The organism is Bizionia myxarmorum, from assembly GCF_008086205.1.
GTDB lineage: Bacteria > Bacteroidota > Bacteroidia > Flavobacteriales > Flavobacteriaceae > Algorimicrobium > Algorimicrobium myxarmorum.
Map to the genome: position 1 here is coordinate 295349 of NZ_VSKK01000003.1, position 20994 is coordinate 316342.

Below are 20994 nucleotides of genomic sequence, written 5' to 3' on the forward strand. Positions count from 1 at the left end.
TTCAAGGGTTTGTTTTAATGACATTTAGGTTTTACAATTTTTTACCTGTTATTTCTTGTCCACCTTGCAATAAGGTTACGCTTTCAACGTCCCCTGCATCATTTTTATTAAACGTCAATTGAGCGGTTGCCACCTTCAAATAAAACACGTTTTCTGACTTTGGAAAAACATCAACTATAGCTTGTCCTGTAGCTTGGGTTTTTAACTGATTACCTTCTTTAGTTACCGAAAGTACAAAACCTGGAGCAAGTTCATATTTACCTACATAGCTTTGTAAAATAGCCTCTGACACTACAATTTCTTTTTCAAAATCTGAAACATCTACTCCAAGTTTCTTTAACATTTCAATCCCATTTTGATTATTGGGATTCATTTCTAAAGACGTTTTATAATTTTTTATGGCTAACTCCTTGTTTCCTTGAGTCATGAGCGCTTCAGCATAACTATCATAGGTGTTATATGATTTTGGGAATGCGTCCACATTCAATTTTAATACTGTAAGGGCTTCATTCATTTTTTCGGAACGTAGTAATTGGTAGCCAATTGAGTTCATTTCATCTTCAACTAAACCATAATTTTTAGATGCTTTATTAATATTATAATTTTTTAAAGCTTCATCCATTCCTTTTTCTAATATATCCTTGTAAAGGATATTGGCTACAGATTTTTTTGACAACTCATACGGTTTATTATACAGTATGCCCCGAATAGCTTGCGCTATATCCTCAAGTGGTGCGCCGCCCGTATTGTTAAGTAACACGATTAAAGATTTATCAGATGTTGCTCTGCTAATTAACGTGTTAAATCCATTTATTCCGCCACCATGACTGATAGTTTCGATAGTTTCGTCTGTACTTCCAATGCCTTCATTTCCAATGGACCATCCGTATCCATAATGTGCACCTCTGGCAGATATATGTTCGCCAAAGAATAAATCCATTGATTCTTTAGTGATTAGTTTATTCGTGTAAAGCGCTTGATCCCATAGGTGTAAATCCTCAACTGTGGAATATAATGAACCCGCAGCATAGGGAACAGACATGTCTATATAGCTTGAATTAATAAACCCATTAGCCGATTTACTATAACCTGATGCTCTATTTTTTAAAATCGTTTCATAATGATCAAAGCCCGAATCTTTCATATTTAAAGGTGTAAATATGTTTTCTTGAAGCATCTGCTCATAGGATTTTCCTGAAACTTTTTCAATTAAATCTCCCAAAAGAACATATCCAGAATTACTATAACTAAAGCGTTCTCCAGGCTCAAAGTCTAATGGTGTTTCAGAAAACACATTTATAAGTTCAGTTGGTGTGTAAGGAATTCTGCTGTTTTTTTCCATAAAACCAGGAAACGATGTGTAATTTGGAATACCAGATGAGTGTGTTAATAAGTGATGTGTAGTAATTTTAGAGGCATTAGCTTTAGGATAATTTGGAAGATACTTTGCTATTGGCGTTTGTAAATCTATTTTGCCAGCTTCTACCAATTGAAGAATTAGCATAGCTGTAAATTGCTTTGTTATGGATCCTAATCTATGTTTTGTGTCTGGTTTATTTGGAATATCCCATTCCATGTTTGCCATACCAAAACCTTTCTTATAAATAACCTTACCGTTTTCTGCAACTAAAACCGAACCATTAAATTTATGGTATTCTGTATAGGAATCTATAAGTTTATCTAATTGCGCTTTTTTGTTCTGACCAAAAGAAAGGCTGCTACATAATAACAATGCAATAAGTAAATAAGCATAGTTGTTAAAAAAATGAACTGATTGTTTTTTCATGATAAATATTTTTGATTGATTGATAATAGCTATAGGACGACGTCATGTTCCATTATGTTACAACAAAAATGATAATTTTTAAAAAAACTGGTGATTTAATCCAATATCACGATGATTCCGTTTCAAAGTAAACGTGTCATATTTTCTAATAAACTTCTAGCACAATTAGGAAACTATTATATGTGTTTTTATTAAAATTCTGCAGTAAGATTCGTTATAATTTCTCTAATTGGTAAAATAGCTTTGGTGTATTCAATACTCGGTCCTGCCACCCAAACTGTTTTATAAGTGGCTTGCATAGCAGCTTTTTCTGTGGCTTTCATACCCATATAAAAACGAATCATTTTTACCCACTTTTTCAGGGTTTTACTTTTATTTAAAAACTTTTCTAAACCAGTAGATTTCGTGCCAATTTTCTGAACATAAGGCGTATTAATAACTGTGCATGGTGTTCCTGAAATACGCTCCGTCATAACAATATCTTTAGCATTATAATCTACACAGGCTTGCTTATATTCTTGTGTTACGCTAGCCTCTACAGAAGCAATAAATGGACTTCCTACAGAAACACCATCGGCGCCATAACTAATCATTCTATCTATATCAGCTTTGCAACCTACGCCGCCAGCAGATATAACTGGAATTTTTAATTCTTTTTTAAGCAAACTAGTTAATTCCTGTGGTGATAAATTACCACGATGTCCACCAGCTTCGCTATTAACAGCAATAGCAGCGTCTGCACCTAATGTCTCTATCTTTTTGGCGAAATGTAAATCGGTAACATCACACAAAACTTTGATTCCAACGGCGTGCGCTTCTTTTATGGTTTCTTCAGGACTACCTAAAGAGGTTATTATAAAATCGCAACCTTCTTCGCAAATTACGCGTAATTGCTCCAGATATTTGACATTGGATTTATTTACAATTAAATTAAAACCGAAAGAGCCACCCGTTCCATCCAGCAGTAAGGATGCCCCTTTTGCAGCTTTCAATTCAACAATGGCATCTCTTAACTCATTTAAAGTTCGGTAATTTAAGGCAGGAATACAACCCGCAATACCACTTTTCATACCTTCAATAACCATAGCTGTATTGGAAACCAAAAACATGGGTGCCATAATGATTGGATGCTTAATTTTGAGAAGTTCGGTGAGTTTGGTTTGCATGCTTTGTATAATTTTAAAGACCTCAAAGGATTTATACAAATATAATAGAATTTATTATGCGTGCATAGCTTTTAATTAGAACTTTAAGTCTTTTTTAGCGATAATAATAGTTTCATTTTCTAAAAACCCGAAGTAGTTATCTGCTTTTTCGTTAAAACATAAATTTTGTGTTTTGAAACCAGCTTCTTCAAGTCTGGATTGTAATCCAGAAACTGAATAGAATCTTAAATGATCTTCTTGTCCAAAATGTTCTAATCTTCCCTTTTCTGTTATAATTGAATTATCTTCATAGATGTCACCCTCTTTAAAAGGTGTTTGAATATAGCATATACCATTAGGTTTTAGAATTCTAAAAAGCTCCTGCATAGCCTTTTTATCCTGTTTAACATGCTCTAAAACATGGTAACAAATTATCACGTCATAAGTATTATCTGGTTCATCAATAGCCTCAATATTAAGATTTTTCAAGGCTTGAAACTCTCCCAAATAATCTGAAGTTATATATGTTTGGGTATCCATTTTTTGAATTTCGCTTTTTAAGCTTTTTGAAGGTGAAAAGTGCAATATACTTTTATTCTCCAACGTATTTTGAAGTAAGGTATATAAATGTCTATTTCTGGAAACACTACCACACTTCGGGCATAGCTTATCACAGTTCTCTGTTTTAACAAATTTGGATAACTTAAAACCACATATATTACATTGATACTTATTACCTATATAAAACATGGAGATAATACTTCTAAAAAGCGTTTCATTTCTTTCAAGGGTTTTTTTTGGTAAGAAGCTTTTAAGCGTTTTTTTAAGGTTTTGATACATGGGGTTGTAAATCTTGGTATTTGCGAAGATACTTTTTTAACACCTATTATTATAAATAAAAAAACGCAACCATTTCTGATTGCGTTAATTTTATTAGTTCCCAAATAAATTTGGGATAAGCGATTCGCACAATTCTGATAAAAAACCAGAATTTGCTCTTTACTTATTTTACTTCTTCGAAATCCACGTCTTCTACGTCGCTTCCTTCGTTAGAATCTCCGCCTGCATTGGCATCAGGTCCTGGTTCTGCACCACCACCTTGTTGGCCATCAGCTTGCGCTTTATACATTTCTTCGCTTGCTACTTTCCATGCTTCGTTGATTTTCTCTAAAGCTGGGTCAATAACCGCAATATCTTTTGTTTCGTAAGCTTTCTTCAATTCTTCAAGCGCTTCTTCAATTGGTTTTTTCTTATCATCAGATAATTTATCACCAAATTCTTGCAATTGACTTTCTGTTTGGAAAATCATAGCATCAGCACTGTTCAATTTTTCAGCTGTTTCTTTTGCTTTTGCATCAGATTCTGCGTTAGCTTCAGCATCCGCTTTCATTTTCTTGATTTCATCTTCAGATAATCCAGAAGATGCTTCAATGCGAATATCCTGTGTTTTACCTGTCGCTTTATCGCCTGCCGTTACATGAATAATACCGTTGGCATCAATATCAAACGTCACTTCTATTTGAGGTGTACCACGTTTTGATGGTGGAATACCATCTAAATGGAAACGTCCAATTGTGTTATTATCCGCTGCCATAGCACGCTCTCCTTGTAATACATGGATTTCAACAGATGGCTGATTGTCAGCCGCTGTAGAGAATACTTGCGATTTTTTAGTAGGAATAGTTGTGTTAGCTTCAATAAGCTTCGTCATAACGTTACCCATTGTTTCAATACCTAATGACAATGGTGTAACGTCTAATAAAAGCACATCCTTAACATCACCTGATAAAACACCACCTTGAATAGCCGCACCTAATGATACAACTTCATCTGGATTTACACCTTTACTTGGTTTTTTGCCGAAGAATTTCTCAACAGCTTCCTGAACAGCAGGAATACGTGTTGATCCACCTACTAAAATTACTTGATCAATATCCGATTTTGATAAGCCTGCAGATTTCATTGCAGATGCACAAGGTGCAATAGTACGTTTTACTAAATCGTCAATTAATTGTTCAAATTTTGAACGTGTAAGTGTACGTACCAAGTGTTTTGGTCCACTTGCAGTAGCCGTAACGTATGGTAAGTTAATTTCTGTTTGAGCAGCAGATGACAATTCAATCTTCGCTTTTTCAGCAGCTTCTTTTAAACGTTGTAAAGCCATTGGGTCTTTACGTAAATCAATATCTTCTTCAGATTTGAATTCGTCAGCTAACCAATCAATGATTTTTTCATCCACATCATCACCACCCAAATGCGTATCGCCTTCAGTAGATAATACTTCAAAAACACCATCACCTAATTCTAAAATAGATACATCATGAGTTCCACCACCAAAATCGAATACTACGATTTTTTGGTCAGTTCCCTTTTTGTCCATTCCGTAAGCTAAAGCAGCAGCAGTAGGTTCGTTAATAATACGTTCTACTTTTAAACCTGCAATTTCTCCAGCTTCTTTAGTTGCTTGACGTTGTGAGTCATTAAAGTAAGCAGGTACTGTAATTACAGCACGTGTTACTGTTTGACCTAAATAATCTTCAGCAGTTTTCTTCATTTTTTGAAGAATCATAGCTGATAATTCTTGTGGTGTATATAAACGACCATCAATATCCACACGTGGCGTATCGTTGTCACCTTTTACTACCTTATATGGTACGCGTCCTGCTTCTTTTGAAGAATCAGAAAACTTATTACCCATAAAACGTTTAATAGAATAAACCGTTTTTGTTGGATTGGTAACGGCTTGACGTTTTGCTGGATCTCCAACTTTAATTTCACCGCCTTCAACGAAAGCGATTACAGATGGAGTTGTTCTTTTACCTTCTGCATTTGGTATTACAACAGGTTCATTACCTTCCATTACAGAAACGCAAGAGTTAGTTGTACCTAAATCGATTCCAATAATTTTACTCATAATATGTATATTTCTTTTAATTTATAATTCCCAAGGCTACTTGGAAACGTTGTGTTCTTGTTTAATTTCGAATAGTAATAGACAAGGATTGTGCCACTCCAAAAAATATGACACGATGTCATATTACTATGTTAATATGTATAAAATAGGCTAACATGAACCTTATTATTACTACTTTTATGTTCTAAAAAATAAAAATATTATGAAAAAGCTTTTAACTATATTATTCGTTTCTGCCTTAATTTTGACTTCTTGTGAAGGTCCTCAAGGTCTTCCAGGAGCTCCAGGGCCTCAAGGTACGCCAGGGACTGATGGTCAGATTGAAGTAGCACCTTCTTTTGAAATTGAACTCGATTTTGTTGCTTCAAATAATTTTGAATTTTTCGAGCCTTATGGGTTTACAACGTATGCATCTGATGTTACGTTAGTATATATGTTGTGGGAAGTTAATAACAATCAAGATGTTTGGCGCTTATTGCCACAAACAGTTGAATTTAGTGAAGGCACTTTAGTTTATAATTTCGATTTCACCCAAACCAATGTGCGCTTCTTTTTAGATGGAACCGTAGATTTTAATAGTCTGGATGTTTCATGGACTCGCAATCAAGTATTTCGCGTTGTAGTTATTCCTGCATTTAATGCTGGTAAACAAGACTTCTCTGATTTGAATACGGTAATGGAAGCCTACAATATTACAGAATTTGAAAAACGCTAAGGGTTTTCTGGTTTAATATCCTTTTGGTTTCTTTAGAAACATGCTAAACTAAATGTATCTTTGCCTTTAATCTAAAATGATTTTTACATGGAGTGTATTTCTGTCTTTGATATGCTAAAAATTGGTGTTGGTCCGTCTAGTTCTCATACTTTGGGTCCTTGGCGTGCTGCTGAACGTTGGATAGCCGACTTAAAAGCTAAAAACAGATTTGATAAGGTCGAAAAAATCACGGTCGATTTATATGGTTCACTTTCTTTAACCGGAAAAGGACATGCTACGGATTATGCCGTTATGCTTGGTTTAAGTGGAGCCGATCCAGAATATATTCCAGTAGATACCATTGAAGTTATCATTGCTTCGGTTAAAAACACCAATAAATTGTTTTTTAATAATGAACGTTCTATAGATTTCGATCCGAAGACCGATATTATTTTCAATCGAAAATTTCTACCGTATCATGCCAACGGTATGCGTTTTACGGCCGTTATAAATGGTCGAAAAAACCATGCCTACTACTACTCTATTGGTGGTGGTTTTGTGGTTCAGGAAGAACGTCAAAATTCCAAAGCCAATAAAATTACTTTTTATTGCACGTTTCCATATCCCGTTGAAAATGGCGCTAAGCTTTTAGAGTTTTGTCAGCAATTAAACTTGCCGGTTTCAGGCGTTGTTTTAGAAAACGAAAAATCTATTCGAAACGAGGAAACTATTGATTTAGAATTAAAACGTATTTGGAACACCATGTTGGAATGTATGTATGTTGGTTGTCATACAGAAGGAAATTTACCTGGAGGCTTAAATGTGCGTCGCCGTGCTTTTGATATGCATTCTAAATTAAGCAATGGCGTACCATATGATTCTCCAGAAACATGGCTACAAAGTATTCGACAAACCGAAGTTAAATTTCGACAAATTTTAAAATGGGTCAGCTGTTTTGCATTAGCAGTTAATGAAGTAAACGCGGCTTTAGGCCGTGTGGTTACTGCTCCTACAAATGGTAGTGCTGGCGTTATTCCTGCGGTTTTAATGTATTATTTGGTGATTGAAAATCATGAAGCCGATTTTGAGCACATTAAAAAATTCCTATTAGTATCCGGTGAAATTGGCTCGATCTTTAAAAAAGGTGCGACTATTTCTGCAGCTATGGGTGGTTGTCAAGCTGAAATTGGCGTATCATCTGCCATGGCAGCTGCTGCATTATGCGAATTGATGGGCGGAACGCCAGATCAAGTTTTAATTGCTGCTGAAATTGCTATGGAACATCATTTAGGTCTCACCTGTGATCCTATAGGCGGATTAGTACAAATACCCTGTATTGAGCGGAATTCTATGGGCGCAATAAAAGCGATTAATGCTGCGGAATTAGCACTTGAAACAGATCCTAAAAACGTCAAAGTACCTTTAGACAAAGTGGTACAAACCATGTGGGAAACAGCAAAAGATATGAATTCTAAATACAAAGAAACCAGTGAAGGTGGATTAGCGGTTAGCGTTAATTTAACGGATTGTTAATCTATTTATTCAACTAACTTCAAAATAATTGTTCTCTTATATTATTTAGATATTATTTTGAAATTTTTCTGTAGTTGAATCCATCTATTGAAATAATTAAAAATGTATCTCTAACTAGTCTTATTTTATTAATTTTACACGCATTTTAAACCAAATATATGTCAGTCGCAAAAAAACAATACAAACGCATCACAGTTAAAACGTTGGTGGATATGAAAGCCAAAGGCGAAAAAATATCCATGTTAACTGCTTACGATTATACCATGGCAAAAATTGTTGATGGTGCAGGCATAGATGTTATTTTGGTTGGCGATTCTGCCAGTAATGTGATGGCCGGTCATGAAACGACATTGCCTATTACATTAGATCAAATGATTTATCATGCATCGTCCGTAGTTCGTGCGGTTGAACGTGCTTTAGTGGTTGTAGATTTACCTTTTGGAAGTTATCAAAGTGATCCTAAAGAAGCCTTGCGTTCTGCTATCAGAATCATGAAAGAAAGTGGTGGTCATGCTGTAAAATTGGAAGGTGGTAAAGAAGTAAAAGATTCTATAAAACGCATTTTGAATGCAGGAATTCCTGTGATGGGACATTTAGGTCTAACACCTCAATCCATTTATAAATTCGGAACGTATACCGTTCGTGCAAAAGAAGAAGAAGAAGCTGAAAAACTAAAAGAAGATGCACTCATGCTTGAAAGAGCTGGCTGTTTTGCCATTGTTTTAGAAAAAATTCCTGCTAAATTAGCTCAAGAAGTTGCTGAAAGTGTCAGCATTCCAGTAATAGGAATTGGGGCTGGAAAAGGTGTAGATGGTCAAGTACTGGTTTTACATGATATGATAGGTATGACCCACGAATTCAATCCGCGTTTTTTACGCAGATATATGAATTTGTATGAAGATATGACCAACGCTATTTCGCAATATGCTAAAGATGTGAAGTCGGTTGACTTTCCGAATGACGAGGAGCAGTATTAATAATTTAAGGGTTAAGGTTTATGATTCAAAGTTTAGACCGGAATGCTTTTGAAATCTGTGCCTCATTTTCTAGCCAAGTCGCAAAGGCGCAAAGTAAAGCATCCGTGTAAATCAGTGTAATCAGCGTCTGTTTTTCTCACAAAACCGCCATGACATCAAGTTTTAGTTTGAATATCATTCTCTGAGAAACTCTGTGTTTTTCTCCGTGTAACTCTGCGAAACAATTCGTGTAATCTGTGTCTTTTAAATTTATTAATTAGTGTAAATTCGTGTAATTCGTGTCAAAAGTTCTCTCCAACAAAAACAATCTCCAAGTCTTATATGAAGATAATCATCTAATCATCATCAACAAACGTGCTGGTGATATTGTTCAAGGTGATAAAACTGGCGACACACCTTTAAGCGACGTAGTTAAGGATTATATTAAAGACAAATACAATAAACCAGGTAATGTCTATTTAGGAGTGGTTCACCGTTTGGACAGGCCAACAACTGGTGTGGTTATGTTTGCCAAAACTAGTAAAGCCTTACCACGATTAAATAAGTTATTTGTAGATAGAAAAGCCGATAAAACCTATTGGGCTTTGGTTAAAAATGCACCAGAAAAGCAAGCCGATACTTTGACGCATTGGTTGCGGAAGAATCCAAAGAATAATAAATCGACAGCCTTTCCAAAGAAATCTGAAGACAGCAAAAAAGCTATTTTACACTATCAGATTTTAAAACAATTGGACAACTACGTTTTAATTGAAGTATCTTTAGAAACTGGCAGACATCATCAAATTCGTGTACAATTAGCCAGTATTGGAAGTCCCATAAAAGGCGATTTGAAATATGGTTTTAACCGAAGTAATCCGGATGGCAGCATCAGTTTGCACGCTAGAAATTTAAAGTTTTTACATCCTGTTTCTAATGAAGTAATTCATGTAACCGCACCACTTCCAAAGGATCCCGTTTGGGATGTTTGTCTAGCTTAAAATTTCAATTTCGTTTCTTCTCGATACGGATATTTCAACTGCAATTTAGTGCCTTCTTTACTAACCGAGTGCAAATTGAAATCAGCATTAATTAAATCTGCACGATTTTTCATATTAATTAAACCGGCACCTTTTTCAACTGAATTGACTTCAAATCCTTTTCCATCATCTGAAATTTCGATTATCAAATGTTCATTTTTGTAAATTAATGATACTAATAAACTAGCGGCTGAAGCATATTTTACCGTATTGGAAATAAATTCCTGAACTATTCGAAATAGGATGATACTATCTTCTGAATTGGTAAACAGCGTTTCATCTCCTACAATTTCTAATTCAGCTGATAATATTTGTAATTTATTTAAGCGCGTAATTTCATTTTCAACCGACTTCTGAAAACCACGATTTACAATCACATCACTATTTAAGGATTTAGAAAGCGCACGCAATTCGCTTAAACTCTCCTTAACCACATTTTTGGTTTCGGTGAATTGTTCTTTTAAGGGTTCTTGAATTTGCATATTCATAATGCTCATTTGCATATTGGCAACAGATAATAACTGTCCAATATTATCATGTAACTCCTGACCGATATTTTTTAATGTTTGCTCTTGAATCTCAATTTGGGTTTTAGAAATTTCTTCTTGAAACGCCTGTTCTCGCTCAATTTTATCTAATAATAATTTATTTTTACGTTTATTAAAAAATATAAAAATTAATATAATAAGAGTACAAATAAGCAGCAATACACCAATCATGTACACTAACAAATATCTTTCAGCAGCTGTGCTGACTAATGGGTCTCCGGTTTGCACCATAATAAAGCAAAGCTAAAGGTTAAATACATAAACATATTGGCAAATAGGAAAATTTGCCATTTTAAGATTATAAAATTCCAATCGGCAGTGGTAAAATATACATTGTAAAATATCAAAGGTGTCGTAATAAGCCACCAAACAAAAATAGTAGTACTGATATAAAAATAAATAGATTTATAGAAATTCAGAATTTTATCTGATTGCAATAATTCATAAAAATAAAGACAAACACAAGTTAATACAACTAATCCTCCTGTAATAAGTAGTGACGGAAACATGGTATGAAAATATCTCTTGAAATTTGTTGAAATTATAAAAGCAGCTAAAACTAGAAACCCGATACACATCCATCTTATAAGTTTCTTAAACTTATCCTTTTCAACTAAACTGTGATAGAAAAAGCTAAAAAATAATACAGATCCAATATTCCAATACAAAGTTGACCACCAACTATTTTTTTCAAAAACAGTATCTTCTAAAAAGTACAATGGCCCTTCAAATATTTGATACGTATATCTACTTAAAAGCTCACAAATAAATACATATATTAAAAAAAAAAGAAAAAATTTAGCCGTTGTATACCTGTATTTCTTAAAACAAAATAAAGCAATTACAGCGGCTAAACCTTCAATTGAAAGAGATAAAATAGTATAATTACTTCTTAAAAACTCTTCCATGAAATAATTTATTGTGGATAATTGGCACTTGGTGGATTTCCATCACCAGACATATTCAAACCATCTCCTCCAGGTATGTCACCACCTTGCCGTTTAAAATTAAATGGCAAACTAGATCCTTCTGATAAAGCTTGAGTACCTGTTGGTACAAAAAACATAGTGGTATAACCAATGCCTACTTCAGGTGAATCTGGATGTGCACCCAAATATAAACGCACGCCATCCATTTGATAACCTAGTTCATGAGATTGATTTTCCGCGTATTTTAAATAATTTCTAACATCTTCCAAAGACCACCAAGATGATCGGTTATCTGGACGCATAACAATGGAATCACTAATTAATTGATGTCTGGAATTAAAAGCTTCATCTAAAATCATGGCTTCTTTAGGTGAAATAACACCTGCTGGTTTAACAATACCTTCCACTTCATCATCATGACCAGTGCAATTAGGACAAAAATAATAGGTGGCTAAAGCACCAATGATGATACCAATAATTAATAAGGATACACTTTTCATATTTTGGTTGGTTTGATTAATAGACTCTAAAAATATAAAAAAGAATGAAATAGGCTTTGTTTTTATTGAATTAAAATACGTTTTAATATATTTTTATGCCGCCATTTTTATTGGTGATAAGATAGAAATTGTCAGAAAATTTTCACTTAACCCAACCAGCCTTCCCGATCTAAACTTCTATATTGAATGGCTTCACTTATATGTGAACCGTTTATATCTAAACTGGCTTCCAAATCGGCAATCGTTCTGGACACTTTTAAAATCCGGTCGTAAGCACGAGCAGAGAGATTCAAGCGTTCCATAGCTGTTTTTAATAATTCTTTGGAAGCATCATCCAGTTTGCAATGCTTTCGGATTTGCTTCACATTCATTTGGGCATTATAATGCACACTGTCGGAATCTGAGAAACGTTCCGTTTGTTTTACTCTTGCTGCTGTAACGCGTTTTCTAATGTCTACTGAAGATTCGCCTTTGCGTTCATCAGATAATTTTTCAAAAGGGACTGGTGTCACTTCAATATGAATATCAATTCTGTCCAATAAAGGGCCAGACACTTTACTCAAATAGCGTTGCATTTCCGCTGGTGATGAAGTTAAAGGTGCATTTGGATCGTTAAAATAACCACTTGGACTCGGATTCATACTAGCCACCAACATAAATGAACATGGATAAGTTACCGTAAACTTAGCTCTGGAAATGGTGACTTCCCGATCTTCTAAAGGTTGACGCATAACTTCTAAAACGTCTCTTTTAAATTCGGGTAATTCATCTAAAAATAAAACACCGTTGTGCGACATAGAAATTTCGCCAGGTTGTGGATAGCTTCCGCCTCCAACTAAAGCGACATTCGAAATGGTATGATGCGGACTTCTAAAAGGCCGTTGCGCCATTAATCCGGTGTTTTCTTTTACGCGACCAACAACCGAATGAATTTTGGTAGTTTCCAAAGCCTCACTCAATGTCATTGGAGGAAGGATACTCGGTAAACGTTTGGCAAGCATAGTTTTTCCTGCGCCAGGAGGACCAATTAATATAATATTATGACCTCCAGCTGCAGCAATTTCCATACAACGCTTGATTCCTTCCTGACCTTTCACGTCAGCAAAATCAAACTCTGGAAAATTCAGATTTCTATTAAATTCTTCCTTCACATCAATAATGGTTTGCTCTAACGCTTCGCCTTTATCAAAATAATCGATAACCTGCGAAATCGTATCCACACCATAAACATTTAGGCCGGAAACGATGGCAGCTTCTTTGGCATTTTGTTTTGGGAGAATAAATCCTTTAAAGCCTTCTTCATGCGCTTTTATAGCAATTGGCAAAGCCCCTTTTATGGGTTGCAAAGTGCCATCCAAGGACAATTCACCCATAATAACATAATCCTCTAAATTATCTGCTTTAATCTGGTTGGTAGCAGCTAAAATACCCATGGCAAGTGTTAAATCGTAAGCACTTCCCTCCTTTCGTAAATCGGCTGGCGACATATTAATAATAATTTTTTTACCAGGAATTTTAAAACCATTATTTTGAAGTGCAGCTGCAATTCTGAAATTACTTTCTTTAATGGCATTATCCGGTAAACCCACTAAATGATATCCGACGCCTTTGTCTACATTGACCTCGACCATTATGGTGGTTGCTTCTACTCCAAATACCGCACTTCCAAACACTTTTTTGAGCATAATTGATTGATTTCCTTAAATGTAGTAAAAATGCGCGAATAAAAAATGGCAAAGCTTATGTGCTTTTTCTAGTATTAAGAAACTCTTAAGACTTCAATTAAAGTCTAATGAATGAATTTTAATTATATTTGGTAACCAAACAAAATACACCAAAAATGAGCAAAGCTTCCTTTATAAAAGATTTAAAATTACCTGTTGTTGCAGCACCAATGTTTTTAATTTCCGGACCACAATTGGTTATTGAATGTTGTAAAAATGGGATTGTTGGAACGTTTCCGGCTTTGAATCAACGAACAAGTGAAGGTTTTGAAGATTGGCTAATAGAAATTAAAACAGCCCTTTCTGAATTTGAAAAGGAAACTGGAAAAAAAGCAGCACCTTTTGGCGTCAATTTGATAGTTCATAATACAAATCCGCGTGTTCAAGCCGATTTAGAATTATGCATAAAGCATAAAGTGCCGTTAATAATTACCTCATTAGGAGCTGTTTCAGAATTGGTGGATTCTGTTCATAGTTATGGCGGACTCGTTTTTCATGATGTTATTAAAAAGCGCCATGCTGAAAAAGCAGCCGAAGCTGGTGTGGACGGACTTATTTTAGTTTCTGCTGGTGCTGGTGGTCATGCAGGAACCATTAATCCGATGCCATTGGTTGCGGAAATCAAACGGTTTTTTAAGAAAATTATTTTATTAGCTGGAACTATAAGTACAGGACGTGATATTGCTTCTGCCTTACAAATGGGTGCCGATTTAGCCTATATGGGAACTCGTTTTATAAATGTGCAAGAAAGTAAAGCACCCAAAGAATATCGTGATATGATAATTGAAGCCGGAGCAGATGATATTGTTTATACTGCTGCCATTTCTGGCGTGGCTGCAAACTTTTTGGGACCCAGTATTACAGCCATGGGAATTACCGAAGAGATGTTGACTCGTGAAAAGAAAGTCGATTTTGGAGAGGAATTAACAGTACATAAAGATGATGCCAAAGCTTGGGCAACTATTTGGTCAGCGGGACAAGGCGTAACAAACATTCATGATGCGCCGCATGTTGCCGAATTGGTTTCAGATTTAAAGAAGGAGTTTATTGAAGCTATTAAAGAACAGACTAAATATTTGGAGATTTATAAGTAAATTATAGACACGAATTTCACGAATGAACACGAATAAACTAGATATTAAAAGCAACAGTCCTGACTGAACGTCAAATAAGTAATGAACAAACCTCTTTTAATTCTCCAAAATAAACTCCAAAGTCCGAATCTCATTATAATAATAACCGCCTTTTTGAATAAAGCCCATATGTCCGCCATATTTAGGCATTTCTAGAAACAAATTGGGGTTATTTTTCGCTTCTTTCACCGGATAACATTCTGATGATAAAAACGAATCGTTTAAGGCATTAATTATTAATGTTGGAACTGTAATATTCGGAAGAAACTGCAAGGAACTGCTTTTTTCGTAATAATCAGATCCATCAATAAATCCGTGTGCTTTGGCTGTGTAATAATTATCAAAATCGTACAACGTTTTTATGGCCTTTAAGTCTTTAGGATCTATTTTATCAGGGTGACTATCAATTTTGGCACGTAACTTACTAATTAAATCGCGCTTGAATTTTTCATGAAAAGCTACATTTTTAAGTTTATGTAATTCCTTGGCAGAACCTGATAAATAACAAGGTACTGAAACGGCAATACCTCCTTTTACTTCTTTGGGAATATTAGATTCTTCACCTAAATATTTCAAAGTAACATTTCCACCTAGACTAACACCTTTAATATAGATTTCCGAATAGGATTTAGTTCCTAAAACATGAGCAATCACATCATTTAAATCGTTTGTAGCGCCAGAATGATACGATTGAAATAACAAATTATCTTCACCTGAACAACCACGAAAATTTACGGATAGCGCATCAATATTATTTTCATTACATAATTTAGCGGTTCCTGTAACGTAAGCACGCTGCGCGCTGCCTTCCATTCCGTGTAAAATAATAATGAGTTTTTCAGTTTTTTCTTGAGCGTAACTCCAATCTAAATCTAAAAAATCGCCGTCAGATAACGTGATGCGTTCTCGCTTTTGCGGAAGATTAACATTTCTAATTAATCCCGAATAAACGGTTGCAACAAAGCCTTTTCTAAATAAAAACGGTGGTTTATAAGTGGACTCTACTATGGGCATATTAAACTTCTAAAGATGTAAATTTAAAGGTATTCCCATCAAATAAACCTTTATCGCTCAATTTTAATGCAGGAATAACTAACAAAGCCATGAAACTTAAGGTCATATAGGGCGCATTAAGTGTGCTTCCTAATTTTTTGGCCATTTTATCTAATTCCCCATAAGCATCACCAATGGTTCTAGCATCCTGATCGCTCATAATACCAGCCACGGGTAAAGAAACAATATGACTGTCCGTTTCTGAAACAGCACAAATACCGCCTTTATTTTCTATGATAAGATTCACTGCTTTACAAATGGCGTCATCACTTACGCCCACAGCAATAATATTATGAGAATCGTGACCAACAGAACTGGCTATGGCGCCAGATTTTAAGCCGAAGTTTTTTATAAATGCCATGGAAGGTTTGTCATCGTTATACCGATTTACCACCGTCATTTTTAAAATGTCTTTTTCTATATTTGAAATGATATTGCCATTTTCAAGTAAAGCGTCTTTAATTAATTCATTAGTTACCAATTGTCCTTCTAGAGCTTCTATAACGCGAATTTTTTCAGCTGAAGATTCAATTCTGAAGTCTGAAGGCTGTTTTTTTGAAGTTTGAAAATTATTAAGAATTTCAAAGGACGTATGCGGAATTAAAGATTTTCCATTTTTAAAAACCACGTGACCATCTATATAGGTTTGAAGGGTTTTAAAATTTATTAAATCTTCCACCACAATAAAATCGGCAGGATCATTTACTTTCAGTAAGCCTACCTTAAGTTTGTAATGCTTTACAGGGTTTATACAAGCCATTTGTAAAATTTGGAACACATCATAACCTTTGGTAACTGCTCGCGCGCACAACTGGTTAATATGACCTAGTAATAGGTCGTCTGGATGTTTATCATCACTGCAAAACATCATATTTTCATAATATTTCGGAAGTAAATCTATTAAAGCTTCAAAATTTTTGGCCGCACTACCCTCTCGGATTAAGACTTTCATACCTTTTTGAAGTTTCTCCAAACCTTCTTCATAGGTGAAACACTCATGATCAGTAGTTATTCCGGCATTTATATATTTTGAAATATCATCGCCACGCAAACCGGGCGCATGACCATCAACCGGTTTATTATTATGTTTGGCCCAAGAAATTTTTTTCAGAACCTCTTCATCATCAAATAAAACGCCAGGATAATTCATCATTTCGGCTAAATAGGTAATATCAGGGTTTGCCATTAATTTTCGTATGCCTTCCGAATCAATCACAGCGCCGGCCGATTCAAAAGTAGTAGCCGGAACACAAGACGGTGCGCCAAAATTGAATTTAAAAGGCGTTTGCTTGCCATTTTTTATCATGAATTCTACTCCTTCAATACCTAAAACGTTGGCAATTTCGTGCGGATCAGAAACCGTGGTAACCGTACCATGAGTAACGGCTATTCTAGCAAATTCACTAGGCACCAACATGGAACTTTCAATATGAATATGAGAATCTACAAAACCTGGCATTATGAATGTTTTGATAGTATGTGCAACTTCTTCAATAACAGTAATTTTTCCATTTTCAACTGTGATTTCACCCGAAAAAATACGCTTGTTAGGAATATCTACAATCTGTCCTTGAATTTTCATAAACTAGTTTTGGTAAAGCTACTTATTTTAGACAAAAAAAGCGAGAACTGATCTCGCTTGATTTTTATAAACTTATTCTTTATTTTTAAAACGCTCAACGCCTTTGGTCAACCAAGTGTGATATTCTTCTTCATCTGGCGTATAACCAACGGGTTTACTAATATCATTACCGTCTACATCCTGAATAACATATAAAGGTTGCGCATTGGTGTTATAACGCACTTGCTGAAATTCTAACCATTTATGACCGAAAGTCTTTACATTATTTCCTGTTAACTCTGATGCGTATTGTTCACTTTCGGGAAGTTTGGTTCTATCATCTACATAAAGCGAAATTAAAACAACATCTTTATTTAAAACCTGTAGTATGCGTTCTTTCACCCAAACTTGCTCTTCCATTTTACGGCAATTAACACAAGTTAACCCCGTGAAGTCTAACATAACTGGTTTGTTAACCTTTTTGGCATAAGCTAAACCTTGATCATAATCTCTGAAAGCTATTATATTATTTGGACCATAATGTGCATGTTCTGGTAGTTCTACTGTGGAACCTGAATAGACGCCAGGTTTGGAATAACCAACTCCGTAAGGCGATTCACTATTCGAACTCATTGGTGGTGGAAAACCACTAATAAGTTCTACTGGAGCACCCCAAAGTCCTGGAATCATGTACACGGTAAAGGATAAAGCTATTAACGCCATACATAAACGACCTACAGAAATATGTGGTAAAGGTGAATCATGCGGTAATTTAATTTTTCCTAATAAATACAAACCTAATGTTCCAAAAATGGCAATCCATATAGCTAAAAATACCTCACGCGATAAAATATGCCATTCTAATACCAAGTCTACCATAGATAAGAATTTAAATGCAAACGCTAATTCTAAAAATCCTAAAGTCACTTTTACTGTATTCAACCATCCACCCGATTTTGGCATAGAATTTAACCAACTTGGAAAAAATGCGAATAAAGCAAATGGTAATGCGATCGCTGATGAAAAACCCAACATACTAACAATGGGTGCAATGCCACCTTTTGTTGCAGCATCCAATAATGCCGTTCCAGCAATTGGAAACGTACATGAAAAAGAAACCACCGCTAATGCAAGTGCCATAAAAAAGATACCAACAATACCGCCTTTATTAGCGCCACTATCTACTTTGTTTACCCATGAATTTGGCAACATAATTTCAAAAGCACCTAAAAATGAAAAGGCAAATATTAATAAAGCAATAAACATAATGGTATTGAAGGTAACACCTGTAGAAAATTCATACATGGTATTACTTCCAAAAATAGCTGAAATAGCCGTTCCTAAAAGTGTGTAGATTACAATGATAAAAAAGCCGTAAAGCAAGGCGTTTCTAATACCTTGACCTCTTGTTTTACTTTGTTTGGTAAAGAAACTCACCGTCATGGGAATCATAGGAAACACACAAGGTGTTAGCAATACTAAAAATCCTAAAAAGAAAGCCGTGAAAAATATAACCCAAAGTCCTTTAGATTCGTTTTCGGCTGCAGCCTCGGCGTCTATTACACTAAAATCCTGTTTTATTTCGGCCGTATTATTGTCTAATTGGATAATATCAGAAAGTGACGAACTCTGACCAGATAATAGGGAACCTGCATCATTGGAGCCGTCTAGATTGAATGTAACTGATTTCTGTTCATAAATACAACGAGCATCATCACAAGCTTGAAATTCAATATCAGCCGTTATATTTTTTAAATTGGGATTGAGAAGTTCAATTTTCTGCTTGAATTTCGCTGAAAAATCGAAAAAATTTAAATCCATTTCAAAAACTGGATCATAAGCTGTGATATATTTGCTTTCTACAACTTTTCCAATTAACTTATAATTATCCGCTTGTTTTATCGAATCGAAAATGAATAAGGTGGGTTGCGGACCTTCATCAGGAAGATCTTGGGAGTATAAATGCCACTTTTCTTCAATGGTAGCTTCAAATATTAAATTATATTCGGTTTCCGATAACTTTTCTGTTTTACCAGTCCATTTTACGGGATTTAAAATTTGTGACTGCATGGAAAAAATTGCAGCAAATAGAGTAATTAATAGGACTAAATTACGTTTCATTATGAAGACTAATTTTTAATATGGGGTTCGTTTCGTTAGTTACTTTAAATCGGTTATCGGCGCGTAAACCTATAACCCAAACAATGTCAGTATCGGAATATAACAACCAAGTTTCTTCCTTTTCTGGCATGCTTAATTTCTCGTCTTTGAAAAATTTACTGACTTTCTTTTTGCCAGACAAACCAAAAGGGTAAAAATAGGCTCCTTTTTCACATTTTCGGACCGTTAGTGGATATTTTAACAAATCTTTATTAACATATATACTTGTGACAGATGTTTCATCAATCTCTGTAACATTTTCAATGCTTAATCGACCAAAAGGCGTACTTATTTCAGATTCATTTTCGATCCAAATAAATTCTGAAATTTCTGCTTCAATTGGTAGTTCTGTTAAAATTAACGTGGTTCTATCTTTAACCAATCTGTGTGTTTTAGAAGTCACAAATTTGCCAGATTGCGCAAATAGCAATTGATACACATCATCCCATTCCGTGAATTGGAAAGCTTTTAGCAATTGGTATAAATAGACTTTAGGGTTTGATAATTGCTGTAGTTTTTTTACATCTAATTGAATTATATCTCCAGAAGCATGCACAATTTTCTTCTGAATGCGAACTAGGGCGTCATCAACAATTTCAGCCGTTTCTTGCAAATGTTCTTGTGTTTTCTGGAAGCTTTGAATCAATTGTGGATTTATGTCTTTTAAAATAGGAATGACATCATGACGTAATTTGTTTCGCAAGTATTTAGTGGATGCATTGCTACTATCATCACGCCAGGATATTTTTTTACTTTTTGCAAATTCTTGCAACTGGCTATGAGAAAAGGGTAATAATGGACGAACTAAAATACCGTTTGTTTCTGGAATTCCAGTTAATCCGTCCAAGCCCGTGCCGCGCATTAAGTTTATAAAAAACGTTTCCAAATTATCATCGGCATGATGGGCTGTTAAAATATAATCAAATTTTAACTGCTCCGCCAATTCATGAAACCAATTATAACGAAGTTCTCGTGCTGCCATTTGAATGGACAAATTATTCTCTTCGGCGTAGGTTTCAGTTTCAAAACTTTCAATAAAAACTTCAACATCAAGATCTTCTGCTAATTCCAATACAAAATCTTCATCGGCATCACTTTCAATACCTCGTAAATTAAAATTACAATGCGCTAAAGCAAAATTTAAATTCAATTTATGGCATATATGTGTTAATACAACGCTGTCCATGCCTCCAGAAATAGCAATAAGCAGCCTACTTTTTTCTAAAAATGGCAACTTTAGTTGGATGTGATTTTGAAAATCTATCAACGTCATTTTTTATGTATTACACGTTTTTTTTTTACTCGCTTATTCACAAATTTA

The 20994-nt window shown here is 34.9% G+C and carries 17 protein-coding genes; 5 read left to right on the forward strand and 12 right to left on the reverse strand.

Features of this window, described 5'->3' with window-relative positions; translation table 11 throughout:
- Window positions 1-31: 31 nt before the first annotated feature.
- From ES674_RS12565 to dnaK, 4 genes are all read right to left on the reverse strand, one after another.
- Window positions 32-1786: a serine hydrolase gene (locus ES674_RS12565; protein WP_148404491.1), complete on the reverse strand. Its 1755-nt coding sequence runs from the start codon at window positions 1784-1786 to the stop codon at window positions 32-34.
- A 191-nt stretch (window positions 1787-1977) separates the two neighbouring features.
- A complete protein-coding gene (locus ES674_RS12570; protein ID WP_148404493.1) occupies window positions 1978-2952 on the reverse strand; it encodes an NAD(P)H-dependent flavin oxidoreductase in 975 nt (324 codons plus the stop codon).
- A gap of 75 nt (window positions 2953-3027) precedes the next feature.
- On the reverse strand, window positions 3028-3471 hold the full coding sequence (locus ES674_RS15640) for a class I SAM-dependent methyltransferase (RefSeq protein ID WP_246126043.1): 444 nt from the start codon (window positions 3469-3471) through the stop codon (window positions 3028-3030).
- A 463-nt stretch (window positions 3472-3934) separates the two neighbouring features.
- On the reverse strand, window positions 3935-5845 hold the full coding sequence (gene dnaK, locus ES674_RS12580) for a molecular chaperone DnaK (RefSeq protein ID WP_148404497.1): 1911 nt from the start codon (window positions 5843-5845) through the stop codon (window positions 3935-3937).
- Window positions 5846-6047: 202 nt separating this feature from the next.
- Between dnaK and ES674_RS12585 the strand changes: the two genes are divergently transcribed.
- From ES674_RS12585 to ES674_RS12600, 4 genes are all read left to right on the forward strand, one after another.
- Window positions 6048-6560 carry a collagen-like triple helix repeat-containing protein gene (locus tag ES674_RS12585; RefSeq protein ID WP_148404499.1) on the forward strand — a complete coding sequence of 171 codons (513 nt, stop codon included), beginning with the start codon at window positions 6048-6050 and terminating at the stop codon, window positions 6558-6560.
- Window positions 6561-6647: 87 nt separating this feature from the next.
- Window positions 6648-8072, forward strand: a complete 1425-nt coding sequence (locus ES674_RS12590) for an L-serine ammonia-lyase (RefSeq protein WP_148404501.1) — start codon at window positions 6648-6650, stop codon at window positions 8070-8072.
- A 158-nt stretch (window positions 8073-8230) separates the two neighbouring features.
- Entirely contained in the window at window positions 8231-9049 is an 819-nt protein-coding gene (gene panB / locus ES674_RS12595) for a 3-methyl-2-oxobutanoate hydroxymethyltransferase (RefSeq protein ID WP_148404502.1), read from the forward strand.
- A 278-nt stretch (window positions 9050-9327) separates the two neighbouring features.
- A complete protein-coding gene (locus ES674_RS12600; protein WP_148404504.1) occupies window positions 9328-10026 on the forward strand; it encodes an RluA family pseudouridine synthase in 699 nt (232 codons plus the stop codon).
- Here ES674_RS12600 and ES674_RS12605 read toward each other — a convergent pair.
- From ES674_RS12605 to ES674_RS12620, 4 genes are all read right to left on the reverse strand, one after another.
- Window positions 10023-10844, reverse strand: a complete 822-nt coding sequence (locus ES674_RS12605; RefSeq protein ID WP_246126044.1) for a sensor histidine kinase — start codon at window positions 10842-10844, stop codon at window positions 10023-10025. The genes ES674_RS12600 and ES674_RS12605 overlap by 4 nt on opposite strands.
- On the reverse strand, window positions 10820-11521 hold the full coding sequence (locus ES674_RS12610) for a hypothetical protein (RefSeq protein WP_148404506.1): 702 nt from the start codon (window positions 11519-11521) through the stop codon (window positions 10820-10822). Before ES674_RS12610 ends, ES674_RS12605 begins: the two co-directional genes overlap by 25 nt.
- Window positions 11522-11529: 8 nt before the next feature.
- Window positions 11530-12042 (reverse strand): hypothetical protein, encoded by a 513-nt coding sequence (locus tag ES674_RS12615; protein ID WP_148404508.1) that lies wholly within the window; start codon window positions 12040-12042, stop codon window positions 11530-11532.
- A 146-nt stretch (window positions 12043-12188) separates the two neighbouring features.
- The gene (locus ES674_RS12620; RefSeq protein ID WP_148404510.1) at window positions 12189-13727 is read right to left on the reverse strand and encodes a YifB family Mg chelatase-like AAA ATPase; all 1539 of its coding nucleotides are present in this window, start codon (window positions 13725-13727) and stop codon (window positions 12189-12191) included.
- A gap of 155 nt (window positions 13728-13882) precedes the next feature.
- Here ES674_RS12620 and ES674_RS12625 point away from each other — a divergent pair, with 155 nt between their 5' ends.
- Window positions 13883-14860, forward strand: coding sequence for an NAD(P)H-dependent flavin oxidoreductase (locus ES674_RS12625; RefSeq protein ID WP_148404512.1), 978 nt, complete (start codon window positions 13883-13885; stop codon window positions 14858-14860).
- A 96-nt stretch (window positions 14861-14956) separates the two neighbouring features.
- Here ES674_RS12625 and ES674_RS12630 read toward each other — a convergent pair whose 3' ends face one another.
- The 4 genes from ES674_RS12630 to tilS form a co-directional block, all read right to left on the reverse strand.
- A complete protein-coding gene (locus tag ES674_RS12630; protein WP_148404514.1) occupies window positions 14957-15913 on the reverse strand; it encodes a YheT family hydrolase in 957 nt (318 codons plus the stop codon).
- Window position 15914: 1 nt separating this feature from the next.
- Window positions 15915-17534 carry an adenine deaminase gene (ade, locus tag ES674_RS12635; protein WP_148404516.1) on the reverse strand — a complete coding sequence of 540 codons (1620 nt, stop codon included), beginning with the start codon at window positions 17532-17534 and terminating at the stop codon, window positions 15915-15917.
- Between the two features lie 72 nt (window positions 17535-17606).
- Window positions 17607-19634 (reverse strand): protein-disulfide reductase DsbD family protein, encoded by a 2028-nt coding sequence (locus ES674_RS12640; protein WP_148404519.1) that lies wholly within the window; start codon window positions 19632-19634, stop codon window positions 17607-17609.
- On the reverse strand, window positions 19624-20946 hold the full coding sequence (gene tilS, locus ES674_RS12645) for a tRNA lysidine(34) synthetase TilS (RefSeq protein WP_148404521.1): 1323 nt from the start codon (window positions 20944-20946) through the stop codon (window positions 19624-19626). The genes ES674_RS12640 and tilS overlap by 11 nt, the downstream gene beginning before the upstream one ends.
- Window positions 20947-20994 lie beyond the last annotated feature (48 nt).

Coding starts and splice junctions, on each gene's coding strand:
- ES674_RS12585 (WP_148404499.1), top strand. CDS start 6,048: ATGAAAAAGCTTTTAACTATATTATTCGTTTCTGCCTTAATTTTGACT.
- ES674_RS12590 (WP_148404501.1), top strand. CDS start 6,648: ATGGAGTGTATTTCTGTCTTTGATATGCTAAAAATTGGTGTTGGTCCG.
- ES674_RS12630 (WP_148404514.1), bottom strand. CDS start 15,913: ATGCCCATAGTAGAGTCCACTTATAAACCACCGTTTTTATTTAGAAAA.
- dnaK (WP_148404497.1), bottom strand. CDS start 5,845: ATGAGTAAAATTATTGGAATCGATTTAGGTACAACTAACTCTTGCGTT.
- ES674_RS12620 (WP_148404510.1), bottom strand. CDS start 13,727: ATGCTCAAAAAAGTGTTTGGAAGTGCGGTATTTGGAGTAGAAGCAACC.
- tilS (WP_148404521.1), bottom strand. CDS start 20,946: ATGACGTTGATAGATTTTCAAAATCACATCCAACTAAAGTTGCCATTT.
- ES674_RS15640 (WP_246126043.1), bottom strand. CDS start 3,471: ATGGATACCCAAACATATATAACTTCAGATTATTTGGGAGAGTTTCAA.
- ES674_RS12610 (WP_148404506.1), bottom strand. CDS start 11,521: ATGGAAGAGTTTTTAAGAAGTAATTATACTATTTTATCTCTTTCAATT.
- ES674_RS12625 (WP_148404512.1), top strand. CDS start 13,883: ATGAGCAAAGCTTCCTTTATAAAAGATTTAAAATTACCTGTTGTTGCA.
- ES674_RS12565 (WP_148404491.1), bottom strand. CDS start 1,786: ATGAAAAAACAATCAGTTCATTTTTTTAACAACTATGCTTATTTACTT.
- ES674_RS12640 (WP_148404519.1), bottom strand. CDS start 19,634: ATGAAACGTAATTTAGTCCTATTAATTACTCTATTTGCTGCAATTTTT.
- ES674_RS12570 (WP_148404493.1), bottom strand. CDS start 2,952: ATGCAAACCAAACTCACCGAACTTCTCAAAATTAAGCATCCAATCATT.
- ade (WP_148404516.1), bottom strand. CDS start 17,534: ATGAAAATTCAAGGACAGATTGTAGATATTCCTAACAAGCGTATTTTT.
- ES674_RS12605 (WP_246126044.1), bottom strand. CDS start 10,844: ATGGTGCAAACCGGAGACCCATTAGTCAGCACAGCTGCTGAAAGATAT.
- ES674_RS12615 (WP_148404508.1), bottom strand. CDS start 12,042: ATGAAAAGTGTATCCTTATTAATTATTGGTATCATCATTGGTGCTTTA.
- panB (WP_148404502.1), top strand. CDS start 8,231: ATGTCAGTCGCAAAAAAACAATACAAACGCATCACAGTTAAAACGTTG.